Raw genomic sequence first — 14,561 nt, 5'->3', positions numbered from 1 at the left:
ATTAACTTTCATGTTGTAGCTGTCATTTGCGCGCGTTGGGGATTAATTTGCCGGAACGTTGATATCATCTGGCCATAATTCTCTACAGGAGTTGTCCCGTGCGTATTTCCATTCGCCGTGGCTGGATGCCAATCACCGGTCTGTTGCTGGTGCTGCTCAGCGCCTCGACATGGGCGGCCAACACGCCGTGTTCCGGCAAGAAGGGCGGGATTGATCGCTGTGACGGTGATCTGTTTCTGTGCAATGACGGCTCCATCAGCGGCTCAAAGAAAAGCTGCGCGGTGATGTTTGGCGAACGCCAGCAGGCCCGCCCGCAAAACTTCCTGCAGAGTGACGATGGCTGCGCCTGCGGCAGCGGTTCGTTTTGCACCGGCCCACGCGGTGGCGTGTATTGCCTGACGCCCAGCGGTAACAAGAGCTACAAACGCAAATAACCGCCATTTGTGCCAATGCATAAAACCCGCTGTTATTCCGCAATTGTTGCAATTTGCAAGGTTTGCCGAAGTTCATTCTTTATAACTATCTGAAATTAAAGGGTTTATTTAATTTGTTCGACTGGCACGGTCGCTGCAATTCCTCTGACGACGAGTTGTAACACCATTTTTCATGCCTGGAGCAGAACAACAATGAATAGATCCTCTGATGGGTTTTATCCCGCCGTTGAAGAGTCGAGCAGCGTTTCGGGCGTGTCCTGGGGCGCGATTTTCGCCGGTGCCGCGGCTGCCGCTGCACTGTCGATGATTTTGGTCCTGCTCGGGTTCGGTTTGGGTTTCTCTGCCGTTTCACCGTGGGCCGGAGAGGGCGTGAGCGCCAAGGGCCTGGGCATTTCGACGATTGTCTGGCTGGCGCTGACGCAAATCATCGCTTCCGGCATGGGTGGCTACATCGCCGGTCGCCTGCGGGTGAAGTGGGCGAACATGCACGGTGACGAAGTGTATTTCCGCGACACCGCGCACGGCTTCCTTGCCTGGTGTGTGGCTACATTGGTCACCGCCGTTCTGGTGGTTGGCTCGGTCAGCAGTGTCATCAGTGGTGGTGTGCAGGCCGGTGCCAGCGTGGCCGGCGGCGCAGCCAGTGCCATGACTCAAGCGGCCGGTACTGCTGCGGCGAATACCGACAGCAACCAGTACGGTTACTACATCGACAGCCTGTTCCGCGATGACCGTCCAGCCTCCGTCAGCGATGACGCAGCCCATGGCGCCGTGGCCCGGATCTTCGCGCAAAGCCTGGCCAACGGTCAGCTGAGTGCCGAAGACCGTACCTACCTCGCGCAACTGGTCGCGCAACGCACCAACCTGACTCAGGCCGATGCCGAGCGTCGCGTTGACGAGATTTATGCGCGCACTCAGAAAGCCCTTGCCGACGCCAAAGTCAAAGCGCAACAAGCCGCCGAAACCGCTGCGAAAGTCGCTGCCTGGACTTCGCTGTGGATGTTCATCTCGCTGTTGGCCGGTGCCTTCTTCGCCAGCCTCGCGGCCACCTTCGGCGGTCGGCGTCGGGATGCCGTCGAGTACGTTGAAGTCGACACCTACACCACGACTACTCCAGTCCGTTAAACAAGGAGCATCACCATGCGCTCACTACTGCTGTTTTTCCTCGGCGTGCCAATCCCGATCATCATTCTGATCGCCCTGTTCGTGCACTGATTGCTCTATTGAGGCGCATGCCTCGGCCGCTTCCACCTTCGGGTGGAAGCGGCTTTTTGCTTTCTGGCGATCAACAAGGGGAGAATCCGCGTCGGCAACGGGGCGGCCGTTGCGCGCACGTTTAAGGATGAATAAGTTGGACAAGCAAGCAATCAAACGAAAAGTCGTAGAAATGCTCGATAGCGGGCATTCCAGGACCGAAACCTTCAAGGCGCTTTCGGGTGGCAAGGTCAAGGATCGAGTGCTGGCGGCCTGGATCGGGGCGCATCCGGATCCCGCCCTGAGAAAACGACACGCCGTTAAAGTCAACATACTGGTCGCGCTGATGGGTATCTGGGGACTTCTCGGGGGGATAGCCGGGCTTCTTCAAATCAATGACGGCGGCATCGCTATGGCATTGACCATGGTGGTAATTATTGGCGTGATTCCGCTCTTGTTTGCGTGGGGCTTTTACAAGGGCATCGCGGTGGTTTACACAATCTATGTCACCTTCACGATCAGCCAGATTCCTCGTGAATTTTACGGATTCAGTGAAGAGCCCGTGTCGACTCTGCTCGGCGTGGCGTTCATTCTGGCGATGGTGTTCTACGCCGCCTGGGTCAAATGGCTGTTGTTCCCGGACCTAGCTCTGGTCGGCGCAAGGAAGATCAAAGGGCAGTTCGTCTTCTCCAACTGATCGTTGGACAATCCAATCGTTTTCACTGGCCTGGATCAATATTTCGTCGGGCGAGATCGCCTAACGTAAATGATCCCGGCCTTTGCTGAGGTATGAACTACAGTGCTTCACGCGCACCTTGTTGCGCTGACGGAGTAGCTGCGTCGACGCCCCTCACAGCCACAATAAACGCGTCGACACGCTGTAGTGCAGCAAGGAGCTGACACCACCTCAACCGAACTTTCACGGATGAACATTGCAATGCACTGCCAAGAAAGAACTTTCGATATCCAGCCGTTGGCGCAGGCGGACATGACCGTCCACATCAACGGTCAAGCGGTCACCGCCGCCATCGGCGAAACCGTACTCAGCGTTATCCAGTCCCTCGGCGTTCGCCAGATTGCCCGCAACGATCACAACCAGATTACCGGCGCCTATTGCGGCATGGGCGTCTGTCAGTGCTGCCTGGTGAAAATCAATGGCCGGCACAAACGCCGAGCCTGTCAGACCGTCGTGCGTGACGGCATGCACATCGAAACCCAGGTCAATCGCATCACCCCGCAAGAGGGGGTCGTATGAGCCAGCAACCGGTCATTGTCGGCGGCGGCCCGGCGGGGATGGCGGCGGCCATTGAACTGGCGCGCCACGGTGTGCGCTGCACCCTGCTTGAAGAAGCTTCGCGCCTTGGCGGTGTGGTCTATCGCGGGCCTTTACGCGACGGCGTGCAGCTGGATTATCTCGGTCCGCGTTACTCCGAAGCGCTGGGCAAACTGCACGGTGATTTTCAGGAGCAGGCCGGGTTGATCGATGTGCGCCTCAACCATCGCGTGGTCGGCGCCGAAGGCACTCGTGCGCTGGTGGCGCTCGATGGCGACGAGCAATTGCACGAGATCGAGTATCCGCAATTGCTTCTGGCTGCCGGCTGCCATGAGCGCAGCGTGCCGTTTCCGGGCTGGACCTTGCCGGGGGTAATCATGCTCGGCGGCCTGCAACTGCAGATCAAAAGCGGCGTGGTCAAGCCGCAAGGGCCGGTGATCATCGCCGGTACCGGGCCGTTGTTGCCGCTGGTGGCGACGCAGTTGCATGCCTCGGGCGTCAGCGTTGCGGGCGTGTATGAGGCTTGCGCGTTCGGCAAGATTGCCCGGGAAAGTCTGGCGCTGCTGAACAAGCCGCAACTGTTCCTCGATGGCTTGAGCATGCTCGCCTACCTGAAACTGCATGGCATCCCGATGAACTACGGCTGGGGCGTGGTCGAAGCCCACGGCGAGGGCGAGCTGAAAAGCGTCAGCGTCGCGCCGTACTCGGCCACGTGGGAACCGGACATGAGCCGCGTCGAGCGCTTCGAAGCCAAGACCCTGGCGGTCGGTTACGGCTTTATTCCGCGCACCCAACTGAGCCAGCAGATGGGCCTGGATCATGGCTTCAGCGACGACGGTTACCTGCGCGCCAACACGAATATCTGGCAGCAAAGCAACGAACCCCACGTGCATCTGGCCGGCGACATGGGCGGGATTCGCGGCGGTGAAGCGGCGATGCTCGCCGGCAAGATCGCCGCAACGTCGATTCTGCTGCAACGCGGCGTGCTCGAAGAAGAGCTGGCGCGGGTGCGTCGTGACCGTTACTTGAGCAAACTCAAAGCCATCGTGCGTTTCCGCGCGGCGGTGGATCGCTACACCGAACGCGGCGTCGGCCAGACCGCATTGCCCGCCGCCGACACGGTCATTTGCCGCTGCGAACACGCGACCCGCGCCGACATCGACCTGGCGCTGGAGCAGGGCGTGCAGGACATCGCCAGCCTGAAAATGCGCACCCGCGTGAGCATGGGCGATTGTCAGGGGCGCATGTGTGTCGGCTACTGCAGCGACCGCTTGCGCCAGGCCACCGGTCGCAAGGATGTCGGTTGGCTGCGCCCGCGTTTCCCGATCGATCCGATTCCTTTTTCCGCGTTTCAGTCTGGCGGCACGGAGGCCACTGCCCATGAGTAAGTTCTATGACGTGATCATTGCTGGCGGCGGCGTGATCGGGGCGTCCTGCGCCTATCAATTGTCCAAGCGCAAAAACCTCAAAGTGGCGCTGATTGATGCCAAGCGTCCGGGCAACGCCACCCGGGCTTCGGCCGGTGGCTTGTGGGCGATCGGTGAGTCGGTCGGCCTCGGTTGCGGGGTGATTTTCTTCCGCATGATGTCGGCCAACCGCAAGCGCGAAACCCAGGGCGCGGCGGTGGCCGTGGACGCGAGCACGCCGCACATTCTGCCGGAGTCGTTCTTCGATTTTGCCTTGCAGTCCAACGCGCTGTACCCAGCGCTGCATCGCGAGCTGAAAGACAACCACGGGATGGATTTCAAGTTCGAAAAAACCGGGTTGAAGTTCGTTATCTATGACGATGAAGACCGGCTCTACGCCGAGCATATCGTCGGCTGCATTCCGCACTTGGCCGATCAGGTCCGTTGGCTCGATCAGGCTGCGCTGCGCGAGTCAGAACCGAGTGTCAGCCACGAAGCACGCGGGGCGCTGGAGTTTCTCTGCGACCACCAGGTCAGCCCGTTCCGCCTCGCCGATGCCTACATGGAAGGCGCGCGGCAGAATGGCGTCGACATCTTCGTCAACACTAACGTCACCGGCGTGTTGCATCACGGCAGCCGAGTGACCGGGGTGCAGACGTCGGAGGAGGGCGTGTTCCACTGCAAGACGTTGATCAACGCCGGCGGTGCCTGGGCCGCAGATCTGAGCGAGTGGGCGACGGGTATTCGCATCCCGGTGAAACCGGTGAAGGGCCAGATTCTGCTGACCGAGCGCATGCCGAAGATCCTCAACGGCTGCCTGACCACCAGCGACTGCTACGTGGCGCAGAAAGACAACGGCGAGATCCTGATTGGCAGCACCACCGAAGACAAAGGCTTCGACGTCACCACCACCTACCCGGAAATCGCCGGGCTGGTGCAGGGCGCGGTACGTTGTTTGCCGGAGCTGAAAGACGTCAACCTCAAGCGTACTTGGGCGGGGTTGCGTCCGGGTTCGCCGGATGAGTTGCCGATTCTCGGGCCGATGCGCGGGGTGGAGGGTTATCTGAATGCCTGCGGTCATTTCCGTACCGGGATTCTGACCTCGGCGATTACCGGCGTGCTGCTGGATAAACTGGTGAATGACGAACCGCTGCCGCTGGACATCACGCCGTTTCTGGCGGACCGGTTTGCAGTGGCGCCGGCCAAACAGGAGCGCGCGCTAGAGCCTGCTTGACTCAAATCCCCTGTGGGAGCGAGCCTGCTCGCGAAAGCGGTGTGTCAGTCAACATCTCAGTGACTGACAGACTGCATTCGCGAGCAGGCTCGCTCCCACATGGGGTTCTGGGTGTGGCTCAGGTGTTGCGTGATTCCTCTTCCAGTTGGTCGGATTCAAACAACCGCGCCAGCTCCGCCCGGGCTTCCTGGGCGGTTTGCAGGACTTTGGCCGCGTCGTCGTAAATCGCGTGTTGCGCCTCCAGCACCTGTTCGTCGTGATGCTTGAAGCGCTTGATCCGCGCATCGGCCTGGGCCTGGGTCAAACCGAGGCCGACCAGCGTGCGCCGGCTCATCTCCAGACTCGAATAGTAGGTCTCACGAATCGCCTCCGCGCCAACATCGACCAAGCGGTGCACATGCTGACGGTTACGCGCCCGGGCGATGATTTTCATGTGCGGATACAGCTTGCGCACCACCTCGGCGGTCTTGATGTTGGTCTCCGGATCGTCGGTGGCAATCACGAAATACTCCGCCTCGCCGGCCTTGGCCGCATTGAGGATTTCCGCGCGCATCGGGTCGCCATAGAACACCGGCACACCACCGAAACTGCGCGACAGCTCAATGGTTTCCACCGAGGTGTCCAGCGCGACGAACTTGATGTTCTGCGCCCGCAGGATCCGCGCCACGATCTGGCCCATCCGGCCCATGCCGGCGATCACCACACGCGGGGTGTCAGTGTCGATCTGACGGAATTTCTCCGGCACTTCCACCGGTTGCACTTTCGGGCTGACCAGCCGCGCGCAGATCAACAGCAACAACGGCGTCACCGCCATCGACAGGGTGATGGTCAGCACCAGCAGGTCATACAGCCGTGGCTCAAACAGACCCTGATCGCGACCGATCTTGAACACCACAAAGGCAAATTCACCACCCGCCGCCAAAACGATGCCGAGGCGAATCGCACTGACCTTGTTCAAGCCGCCGGCCAAACGCCCAACGACGAACAGCAACGGTAATTTCAGACCGATCAGCAACAGCGTCAGCCCCAACACAGTGATCGGCGCACTCAGCAGCAAGCCGAGGTTGGCGCCCATGCCGACGCTGATGAAAAACAGCCCGAGCAGCAGGCCTTTGAACGGCTCGATCTGCGCTTCCAGTTCATGGCGATATTCCGAATCCGCCAACAGCAGGCCAGCGAGAAACGCGCCCAGCGCCATCGACACACCGACCAGATCCATCAGCCACGCGGTGCCAATCACCACCAGCAACGCCGTGGCCGTCGACACTTCCGGCAGGCCGGTTTTCGCCACCACGCGAAACACCGGACGCAGCAGATAACGTCCACCGACCACCACCACGGCGATGCCGCCGAGCACTTGCAAGGCGTGATTCAGACTCTCGGCGTTGCTGGTGTCGTGCGCGCCGCCGGCGAGCATCGGCACCAGGGCGATCAACGGGATCGCGGCGATGTCCTGGAACAGCAGAATCGCAAATGCGAGACGACCATGAGGGCTGGTCAGCTCTTTGCGCTCGGCCAGACTTTGCAAGCCGAATGCCGTTGAGGACAGCGCCAGACCGAGGCCGAGCACAATCGCACTGTTCAGCGGTTGGCCAAACACCGATAAGGCCAGCACGCCAATCACCGATGCGGTCAACAGCACCTGCGCCAGCCCGACGCCGAACACCGATTTGCGCATCACCCACAAACGTCGTGGCGACAGCTCAAGGCCGATGATGAACAGCAGCAACACCACACCGAGTTCGGAAATGTGCGCGACGCTTTGCGGGTTGCCGATCAGGCCCAAAACCGACGGGCCGATGATCACCCCGGCAAACAGGTAACCGAGCACGGCACCCAGTTGCAGACGTTTGGCCAAAGGCACGGTGAGCACGGCCGCGAACAGAAAGACGACGGCGGCTTGCAACAGATTGCCTTCATGGGGCATGGGGGGTTACTCCTGACAACGGTACGGCGGGGGTGACAAGGATAAGGGCTACAGCGACTTTTCATCCACCGAAGATCCCCTGTAGGAGCTGTCGAGTGCAACGAGGCTGCGATCTTTTGATCTTGCTTTTGCCTCCAAAGAATCAAGATCAAAAGATCGCAGCCTGCGGCAGCTCCTACAGGGGATCTTCATGTGCTCTGTAATAATTTGCATCAATTGGTTACATTTATAACCTCTGCAAATCAATCCTCCGAGTCCCGCCATGGCCATCAACTTCGACCTCAACGACCTGCAAGCTTTTCGCGCCGTGGTCGAGCAGGGCAGTTTCCGCAAGGCCGCCGACACCGTGCGCCTGTCGCAACCGGCCTTGAGCCGGCGTATCGAAAAGCTTGAGGATGCCCTCGGCGTGAAACTGTTCGAACGCACTACGCGCAAGGTCAGCCTGACCCAGGCCGGGCGTGGTTTCATGCCCAGCGTCGAGCGATTGCTGGACGATCTTGACGTGGCGTTGCTGGGTATCAGCGAAGTCGCTTCGACGCGTCTGGGGCATGTCACTGTCGCCTGTGTGCCCTCGGCGGCGTACTACTTCATGCCCCGCGTGGTCGCGCGTTATCACCAGCAATTTCCGCGGATCAAAGTCAAAGTGCTCGACTCCAGCGCGCACGATGTCTTGAGTGCGGTGGTCAATGGCGAGGCGGATTTTGGCTTGAGTTTTCTCGGCACGCAGGATGCCAAAGTCGAGTTCGAACCGCTTGTGCAGGAGTGCTACGTCGTCGCTTGTCGCCGCGATCACCCGCTGGCGGGGCGCAGCAGCGTGAGCTGGGACGAGTTCTATCGGCAGGATTACATCTCGCTGGACAAGACCTCCGGCAATCGCTTTCTGCTCGATCAGGCGTTGAGCAGCGTGGCGCCGCAGCGCCCGAGCATCTGCGAAACCCGGCATGTGACGACGATGATCGGTCTGGTGGAGGCGGGGTTGGGCGTGGCGGCGGTGCCGCTGATGGCGATGCCGGGGCCGGATCATCCGATCCTGACGCGGGTGCCGCTGACCGATCCGCAAGTGATGCGCAGTGTCGGCATCATCAAGCGCCGGGGTCGGACGTTGACCCCGGCGGCCCTGGAACTGGAGCGGCTGGTGGTGGAAATGAAGGTCCAGCCGCCTACGATCAGCGCTTGACCGAGTCCAGTCCGGTGGCCTGCACATCAGCTTGCGCGGCAGGTGCGGCGAGGTAAGCGAGCAGCGCTTTGGCCTCTTCTGGATGCTGCGCGCCGACCGGAATCCCGGCGGCAAAACGCGTCACCGACTGCACCGATTCCGGAATCTTTGCTACGAAACTCACGCCCGGCACTGGCAGCAATTCGCTGACCTGCTGGAAGCCCAGTTGATAGTCGCTGGTAGCAACTACCGAACCCACGGGGACTTTCGGAATCATTTTGGACTTCGGTTTCAACTGCTCTTCGATGCCCAGTTTCTTGAACAATTGCTGCTCGATGTATACGCCGCTGGCGCTGTCGGAGTAGGCCACTGACTGCGCGTCGAGCAAGGTTTTCTTCAGGCCGTCGACGCTGCTGATGTCCGGTTTCGGCGCGCCTTCGCGCACCACCAGGCCGATCCGCGAATCCGCCAGTTCCACGCGTGAGGCCGGGTCGACCTTGCCTTGCTTGATCAGGTCATCGAGGGCGTAGCCGACCATGATCACCACGTCGGCGTGTTCACCGCGCGCGAGGCGATTGGGGATCGCCTCGGGGGCTTTGCCCATCGACGGGCCGAGGCTGGTGGTCAGGGTGTTGCCGCTGGCGGCGGCGAATTTCGGCCCGAGGATTTTGTAGGCGGCGGTGAAGCCGCCGGAGGTCATCACGCTCAATTCTTCGGCCTGGGCCGCGAGGTTGAACGCGAGACCGGCGAGCAGGGCGGTGACAGTGAACAGTTTTTTCATGGCGAGTTTTCCTCAGGCCGCGACAGGTTGCAGACGACCACCGGCACGGCGGTACAGATAAAGGGTGGCGCACAAGGCACACAGCGCACCGATGCTCATCCAGTAACCCGGTGCGGCTTTGTCGCCGGTGTACTGGATCAGGAAGGTCGACATCGCCGGGGTGAAGCCACCGAAAATCGCAGTGGCCAGGCTGTAGGCGAGGGAGAAACCGGCAACCCGCACTTCAACCGGCATGATCTCGGTGAGCGCCGGAATCATCGCGCCGTTGTACAAGCCGTAGATAAACGATAGCCACAACAGCGACAGCAACATGTGGCTAAAGCTTGGCGCCTGCACCAGGTACGACAGCGCCGGATAAGTCGTGGCCAAAGCCAGCAGCGACATGGCGATCAGCACCGGACGCCGGCCGATACGGTCGGACAACAGGCCGCCAATCGGCAGCCAGAAGAAGTTCGACACACCGACCAGCAGGGTCACCAGCAGTGCATCGGAGGTGCTCAGGTGCAGCACGGTTTTGCCGAAGGTCGGCGCGTACACGGTGATCAGGTAGAACGCGGTGGTGGTCAGCGCGACCATCAACATGCCGCCGAGTACCACACCCCAGTTCTGGCCGAGGGTGCGGAACACTTCGCCCATGCTCGGGCGGTGTTTGCGGGCGGCGAACTCTTCGGTTTCCGCCAGGTTACGGCGCAGGAAAAAGATGAACGGCACGATCATGCAACCGACGAAAAACGGAATCCGCCAGCCCCAATCGGCCACCACATCCGGCGCCATCCATGCGTTCAAGGCGTAGCCCAATGCGGCGGCGACAATGATCGCCACTTGCTGACTGGCCGACTGCCAAGCGGTGAAGAACCCTTTACGACCCGGCGTGGCGATCTCGGCGAGATACACCGACACACCGCCCAATTCCGCACCGGCCGAGAAGCCTTGCAGCAAGCGCCCGATCAACACCAGTGCGGGTGCAAACAGGCCGATGCTTTCGTAACCGGGCACCAGCACAATCAAGATCGTGCCGCTGGCCATGATCGACAGTGTGACGATCAACCCTTTGCGCCGACCGACATCATCGATGTACGCACCGAGCACGATGGCGCCCAGCGGACGCATCAAAAAGCCTGCGCCGAATACTGCAAAGGTCATCATCAGGGAGGCGAACTCACTGCTCGCCGGGAAGAACACTGCCGCGATCTGCGTGGCATAGAAGCCGAACAGGAAGAAATCGAACTGTTCGAGGAAGTTGCCCGAGGTCACCCGGAAAATGGCGCCGGCCCGCGAGCCGCTGTGTGGGATTGAGGCTGTCATAGAAAAGTACTCCACCGCTTTTATGACGTGCGCGACGGGAGGGCGGCGCACGGTTTTTATTAAGGCGGATGGTGGCGCAGATGTAACAATCTGTTAATTGCATTGTTGGCATGGATTGATGTGCAAAGTGGATCAATCCCTCTAAGCTGATACCGCAGACCATTGTGGGAGCGAGCCTGCTCGCGAAAGCGGTGGTCCAAGCAAAGAAGATCTCGAATGTGCCAACCCCTTCGCGAGCAGGCCCGCTCCCAGGGGTTTTCGTGGCAACTGAAAATTCTGCTTACACCACGGAATCTGTCGGCCTGCGCCTGCTCGCGATAGCGGACCAACTGACAACTACAATCCTCCAGCCAGCCCCGGCAAAAAAACAAGGAATGATTCCCGACCCCGGCAGTCCGAGTTCAGGTATCACACACCACTGGAGGTTCACCGATGAACAGCAAAACCCTAATCGCCAGCCTGGCCCTCGTCGCCGGCATTGCCGGGATCAGCCCACTTGTTCAAGCGGCGCAAACCTCAAATGAACAGGCCGTTCAATCCCCGACCAGCGACCGCGAATTGAAAGTCAACGACCGTGCGCCTGAAATGTATCAGCGCAAGGACAAGGCCCTGCAAAACTGGAAAGCCAAAGGCCTGAAAGCACCGATCGAGCAGGCCCAATGGGTGCAGATCAACGACAAGTACGTGATGGTGATGATCACCAACGGTACGATTGTGGAGATGCAACCGGTCGAGCGTTAAACCCCCGGTAATAATCGACCATGGATGGTTGATTGCAATCGAGCGCCGTTCGGGTAAAACCCGTGGGGCGTTTCGAGTGAAGGGAAGTCAGGAGTAACAGGTTGGAAAAGAAACCGCTGTATCGCAAAGAAAACACAACTGCCCACAACGTCTGGCGCAACAACCCCGGTGGCCATTACCGGTCTCAACGAAACACCAAAGCGGAACGTCGCAGCGAGGCCACGCGTGGGTCCATGCACGGAATCAAACACCACGGCTATGACTACACGCCGTTGTTTCGTTTTCTGTTATCCCGCGTCGGCGGTCATTGGGACGAGATTTTCAGCGAAGCGGTGTCACGCCTTGATCGGCCAGAACCGGTTTTCTGGATGGTTGCCATCCACGAAGACGATCGCAAGGACATTGTGCGACTGGGCGAGTCGGCCTACTTCAACGGCTTGTTCGTCGATGAGCAAAAGCGACTGCAAATCGTCAACCCGCAGTTGAGTGCCGAAGACATGAAGCCGCATTGCCGGTGTTGCACGCATACCTTCAATGGCGTTCCGTTTGGCCTGCCTGCGGACTGATCGAGCACTCGACCCGAACCTGATTCATCACCTGCCTACCCCCCAACCGATACTGATTATTGCCACTGCGCTTGGCCTCATACATCGCCAGATCGGCGACGTGCAGCAACCGATCCATAGCCGTCGCATGATCCGGAAACACCGCCACCCCAAGGCTGGTACCGATGTGGCGCTGGTCGTTGCCGATGCTGATCGGTGGCGACAGTTCGATGAAGATTTTCTGGCAGATGCTGCGCGCTTCGTCCTGTAGGTCGAGGACCGGGGCCAGGCCTTGCAGGATCACCACGAACTCATCGCCGCCAATGCGCGCGACGGTGTCGGTGGCGCGCAGGATGCGTTTCAGCCGCGTGGCCATGGTGACCAGCACGCGGTCGCCGGCGGCATGGCCGTAGCGGTCGTTGATGGTTTTGAAACCGTTGAGGTCGACGAACACCAGTGCGACGCGGGTCTCGGTCTGCCGGGCGTGATCCAGTGCTTCGGACAAACGTTGTTCCAGCACCAGGCGATTGGGCAGGCCGGTCAGCGGATCGAAATGGGCGAGGTGTTGCAGGTAGCTGGCCGAGGCTTTTTCTTCGGTGATGTCGCGCACCACGCCCATCATCTTGACCACCGCGTCGTGGTCGTTGCGCACCACGTTGCCGGTTTCCCGCAACCAGCGAATCGTGCCGTCGGGCCACACTACGCGGTATTCCTCATCGTGGTTTTCGCCGGTTTCGAGGCAACGCAGTTCGCCTTCGCGCACCTTGGTGCGGTCATCGGGATGGACACAAGAACAGAACAAAGCATAGGACGGCGTGATCTCGCCGATCTTGAAGCCGAACATGCCGTAGATCGCATCCGACCAGTACAGCCGATCCGTGTCGACTTCCCAATCCCAGGTGCCGATGCGCGCAAAGTACTGGCTGCGCTTGAAGCGCTCGACGTCGCCGTCCTGATGAATGTGCTGGCCGTCGGCGGCCCGCCTCAGCAGATCACGATACTGCGCGAGCTGCTTGCGCAAATCGCGTTCGCGCCACAGCAGCAGGGCTATGATGGCGAGCAAGATCGCGCCCACGGCAAGGCTGATCCAGAACAGAGTCATTCGGGCTTTGCCTGCATGGCGGATCGATCCGTGGAGTAGTGGCGGTTGGCTATGTTAATGCTTCAATACTCGGTTCGGATACCACGTTTATCGTTGCTTGCAGGTTGCCAATCACCGGCATTTCTGGGAAAACGGCGGCCGGCTGAACAATAGAGTGAATGTTATGAATGATGAACTGCAGGTAATCGATCTTCAGGTCGGCGAAGGCAAAGCCGCCGTCAAAGGCGCGCTGATCACCACCCAATATAGGGGTTGGCTGGAAGACGGCAGCGAGTTCGATTCTTCCTACAGCCGTGGCAAACCTTTTCAGTGTGTGATTGGCACGGGGCGGGTGATCAAGGGTTGGGATCAGGGCTTGATGGGCATGCAGGTGGGGGGCAAGCGCAAATTGCTGGTGCCGGCGCATTTGGGCTATGGCGAGCGGACGATGGGCAAGATCCCGCCGAATTCGAATCTAGTGTTTGAGATTGAGTTGTTGGAAGTGTTGACGCGGGAGGATTGAGGTAACGGGAATGTAGCCCGCGAAGAAAGATGCCTGCGCGGGCTTTTCTTTTGTTACTCAGGTCTTGAAGCCCGGCAGTCCATTTGCATGACAATATTCACCTACAGTACGTGTTACGCCATCTGCTGAATCATCCTCCTCAGCCTCTGGATAGAACAGTAAGTCGCTACCAGATGGATGGGGGACAATCTTGTTGAAGTGATCGACAAGTTCACCTCGTTCATCCTCGGTTTTTGCGTCTTCAATCGCCTGAATCAAAGCCTTGAACTCTTGTTCGGTGTAGTCAGCTAGATTGTTTTTCAATTCCATTACTGAACTCCCGTGTGAATGTGGATCCCCGCCATCACACAGCCTCCCAGAAGTTGGGATCAGTCACGCTTAAATCCCGGCAAACTATTGGCAGATCGCCACTCTTCAACTATTTTCGCTACTCCTTTAGGGGAGTTATCTGCTTCTGGATAGTAGATTAGGTCTGACCCTGCTGGGTGTTCACTGATTTTCTTGAAGTGCAAGAGGAGTAGATCAGCACGATCATCCGTTTCAGCTTCGTCTTCCCGTGCTAGCTCTTCCAGCAGTTCGATGAACTCAGCCTCGGTGTAGTCGGAAAAACTGCTTTTCGATAGTGTGTCGGTCATGTCTGACCTATTCGTTCCGATGAAGGTCAATATGGTTTCTTGGCGTGTTCACTCTTATGTTATCGACGTCGTAGACGCCCCCACCTTCTGAGACTTTTTCGAGACGGTGTAACTCGTAAGATAGCCTGCCTCCGACGCGTTGGGCTTTTCGCACACGCGGGGCTTTACCCCTTCAAGGTGCCATCTGCCTGCTGTTCGATGTGTTTCTCGTCCGTTGAGTGCTAGTTCCCGTACAGGCTTGAGTCTTGAGGCTGAATTCGAAGCTCAGTATGCAGCGGAGCGGGATCAGAAGCTGTTAGCTTCCTTGAAGGTAAGGTGCAGGAGCTGGA

Annotated in this window: 17 protein-coding genes and 1 pseudogene; 10 read left to right on the top strand and 8 right to left on the bottom strand. The window is 59.3% G+C overall.

All coding sequences use genetic code 11. The features are described from left to right. Positions 1–98: 98 nt before the first annotated feature. Positions 99–434 carry a YdcA family protein gene (locus BK670_RS14980; RefSeq protein WP_123450682.1) on the top strand — a complete coding sequence of 112 codons (336 nt, stop codon included), beginning with the start codon at positions 99–101 and terminating at the stop codon, positions 432–434. A gap of 192 nt (positions 435–626) precedes the next feature. Then, entirely contained in the window at positions 627–1,556 is a 930-nt protein-coding gene (locus BK670_RS14975) for a hypothetical protein (RefSeq protein ID WP_123450680.1), read from the top strand. A 24-nt stretch (positions 1,557–1,580) separates the two neighbouring features. Here the strand turns inward: BK670_RS14975 and BK670_RS29515 are convergent, their stop codons facing one another. Next, complete coding sequence (locus BK670_RS29515) at positions 1,581–1,790, bottom strand: hypothetical protein (RefSeq protein WP_148047032.1); 210 nt, start codon at positions 1,788–1,790, stop codon at positions 1,581–1,583. Between BK670_RS29515 and BK670_RS14970 the strand changes: the two genes are divergently transcribed. The 4 genes from BK670_RS14970 to hcnC all read left to right on the top strand — a co-directional run bounded on the left by BK670_RS14970 (position 1,783) and on the right by hcnC (position 5,538). After that, complete coding sequence (locus tag BK670_RS14970; protein ID WP_123450678.1) at positions 1,783–2,322, top strand: hypothetical protein; 540 nt, start codon at positions 1,783–1,785, stop codon at positions 2,320–2,322. The two genes, BK670_RS29515 and BK670_RS14970, sit on opposite strands and share 8 nt — an antisense overlap. A gap of 240 nt (positions 2,323–2,562) precedes the next feature. Further along, positions 2,563–2,880 (top strand): cyanide-forming glycine dehydrogenase subunit HcnA, encoded by a 318-nt coding sequence (gene hcnA / locus BK670_RS14965; RefSeq protein WP_123451397.1) that lies wholly within the window; start codon positions 2,563–2,565, stop codon positions 2,878–2,880. Beyond that, positions 2,877–4,286 (top strand): cyanide-forming glycine dehydrogenase subunit HcnB, encoded by a 1,410-nt coding sequence (gene hcnB, locus BK670_RS14960; RefSeq protein WP_123450676.1) that lies wholly within the window; start codon positions 2,877–2,879, stop codon positions 4,284–4,286. The genes hcnA and hcnB overlap by 4 nt, the downstream gene beginning before the upstream one ends. After that, complete coding sequence (hcnC, locus tag BK670_RS14955; protein WP_123450674.1) at positions 4,279–5,538, top strand: cyanide-forming glycine dehydrogenase subunit HcnC; 1,260 nt, start codon at positions 4,279–4,281, stop codon at positions 5,536–5,538. The genes hcnB and hcnC overlap by 8 nt, the downstream gene beginning before the upstream one ends. A 118-nt stretch (positions 5,539–5,656) precedes the next feature. Here the strand turns inward: hcnC and BK670_RS14945 are convergent, their stop codons facing one another. Then, on the bottom strand, positions 5,657–7,465 hold the full coding sequence (locus tag BK670_RS14945) for a monovalent cation:proton antiporter-2 (CPA2) family protein (protein ID WP_123450670.1): 1,809 nt from the start codon (positions 7,463–7,465) through the stop codon (positions 5,657–5,659). 262 nt (positions 7,466–7,727) lie between these two features. Between BK670_RS14945 and BK670_RS14940 the strand changes: the two genes are divergently transcribed. Continuing rightward, on the top strand, positions 7,728–8,642 hold the full coding sequence (locus BK670_RS14940; protein WP_123450668.1) for a LysR family transcriptional regulator: 915 nt from the start codon (positions 7,728–7,730) through the stop codon (positions 8,640–8,642). On the opposite strand, the gene BK670_RS14935 is transcribed toward BK670_RS14940, so the two are convergent. Together BK670_RS14935 and tcuC are read right to left on the bottom strand one after the other, a co-directional pair. Continuing rightward, positions 8,632–9,402: a substrate-binding domain-containing protein gene (locus tag BK670_RS14935; protein WP_123450666.1), complete on the bottom strand. Its 771-nt coding sequence runs from the start codon at positions 9,400–9,402 to the stop codon at positions 8,632–8,634. The genes BK670_RS14940 and BK670_RS14935 overlap by 11 nt on opposite strands. A 12-nt stretch (positions 9,403–9,414) precedes the next feature. Further along, on the bottom strand, positions 9,415–10,707 hold the full coding sequence (gene tcuC / locus BK670_RS14930; RefSeq protein ID WP_093441043.1) for an MFS transporter: 1,293 nt from the start codon (positions 10,705–10,707) through the stop codon (positions 9,415–9,417). Between the two features lie 432 nt (positions 10,708–11,139). On the opposite strand from tcuC, the gene BK670_RS14920 reads away from it, so the two are divergent. Further along, positions 11,140–11,448 (top strand): RcnB family protein, encoded by a 309-nt coding sequence (locus BK670_RS14920; RefSeq protein ID WP_095118299.1) that lies wholly within the window; start codon positions 11,140–11,142, stop codon positions 11,446–11,448. 101 nt (positions 11,449–11,549) lie between these two features. After that, positions 11,550–12,014, top strand: coding sequence for a hypothetical protein (locus tag BK670_RS14915; RefSeq protein WP_123450662.1), 465 nt, complete (start codon positions 11,550–11,552; stop codon positions 12,012–12,014). Here the strand turns inward: BK670_RS14915 and BK670_RS14910 are convergent. Beyond that, positions 11,980–13,095 (bottom strand): sensor domain-containing diguanylate cyclase, encoded by a 1,116-nt coding sequence (locus BK670_RS14910; RefSeq protein WP_123450660.1) that lies wholly within the window; start codon positions 13,093–13,095, stop codon positions 11,980–11,982. The two genes, BK670_RS14915 and BK670_RS14910, sit on opposite strands and share 35 nt — an antisense overlap. 163 nt (positions 13,096–13,258) lie before the next feature. Here BK670_RS14910 and BK670_RS14905 point away from each other — a divergent pair, with 163 nt between their 5' ends. Then, complete coding sequence (locus BK670_RS14905) at positions 13,259–13,597, top strand: FKBP-type peptidyl-prolyl cis-trans isomerase (RefSeq protein WP_038365270.1); 339 nt, start codon at positions 13,259–13,261, stop codon at positions 13,595–13,597. Between the two features lie 57 nt (positions 13,598–13,654). On the opposite strand, the gene BK670_RS14900 is transcribed toward BK670_RS14905, so the two are convergent. From BK670_RS14900 to BK670_RS30240, 3 genes and pseudogenes are all read right to left on the bottom strand, one after another. Then, the gene (locus BK670_RS14900; RefSeq protein ID WP_123450658.1) at positions 13,655–13,906 is read right to left on the bottom strand and encodes a bacteriocin immunity protein; all 252 of its coding nucleotides are present in this window, start codon (positions 13,904–13,906) and stop codon (positions 13,655–13,657) included. 59 nt (positions 13,907–13,965) lie between these two features. After that, positions 13,966–14,232: a bacteriocin immunity protein gene (locus BK670_RS14895; RefSeq protein WP_123450656.1), complete on the bottom strand. Its 267-nt coding sequence runs from the start codon at positions 14,230–14,232 to the stop codon at positions 13,966–13,968. Between the two features lie 7 nt (positions 14,233–14,239). Continuing rightward, a pseudogene (locus BK670_RS30240) lies at positions 14,240–14,389 on the bottom strand (S-type pyocin domain-containing protein); the annotation flags it as partial. Between the last annotated feature and the right edge of the window lie 172 nt (positions 14,390–14,561).

Source organism: Pseudomonas fluorescens (assembly GCF_003732425.1).
GTDB classification, from domain to species: domain Bacteria; phylum Pseudomonadota; class Gammaproteobacteria; order Pseudomonadales; family Pseudomonadaceae; genus Aquipseudomonas; species Aquipseudomonas fluorescens_BE.
The sequence above is the reverse complement of the archived record's forward strand: the minus strand, read 5'-3'. Positions and strand labels throughout refer to the sequence as shown.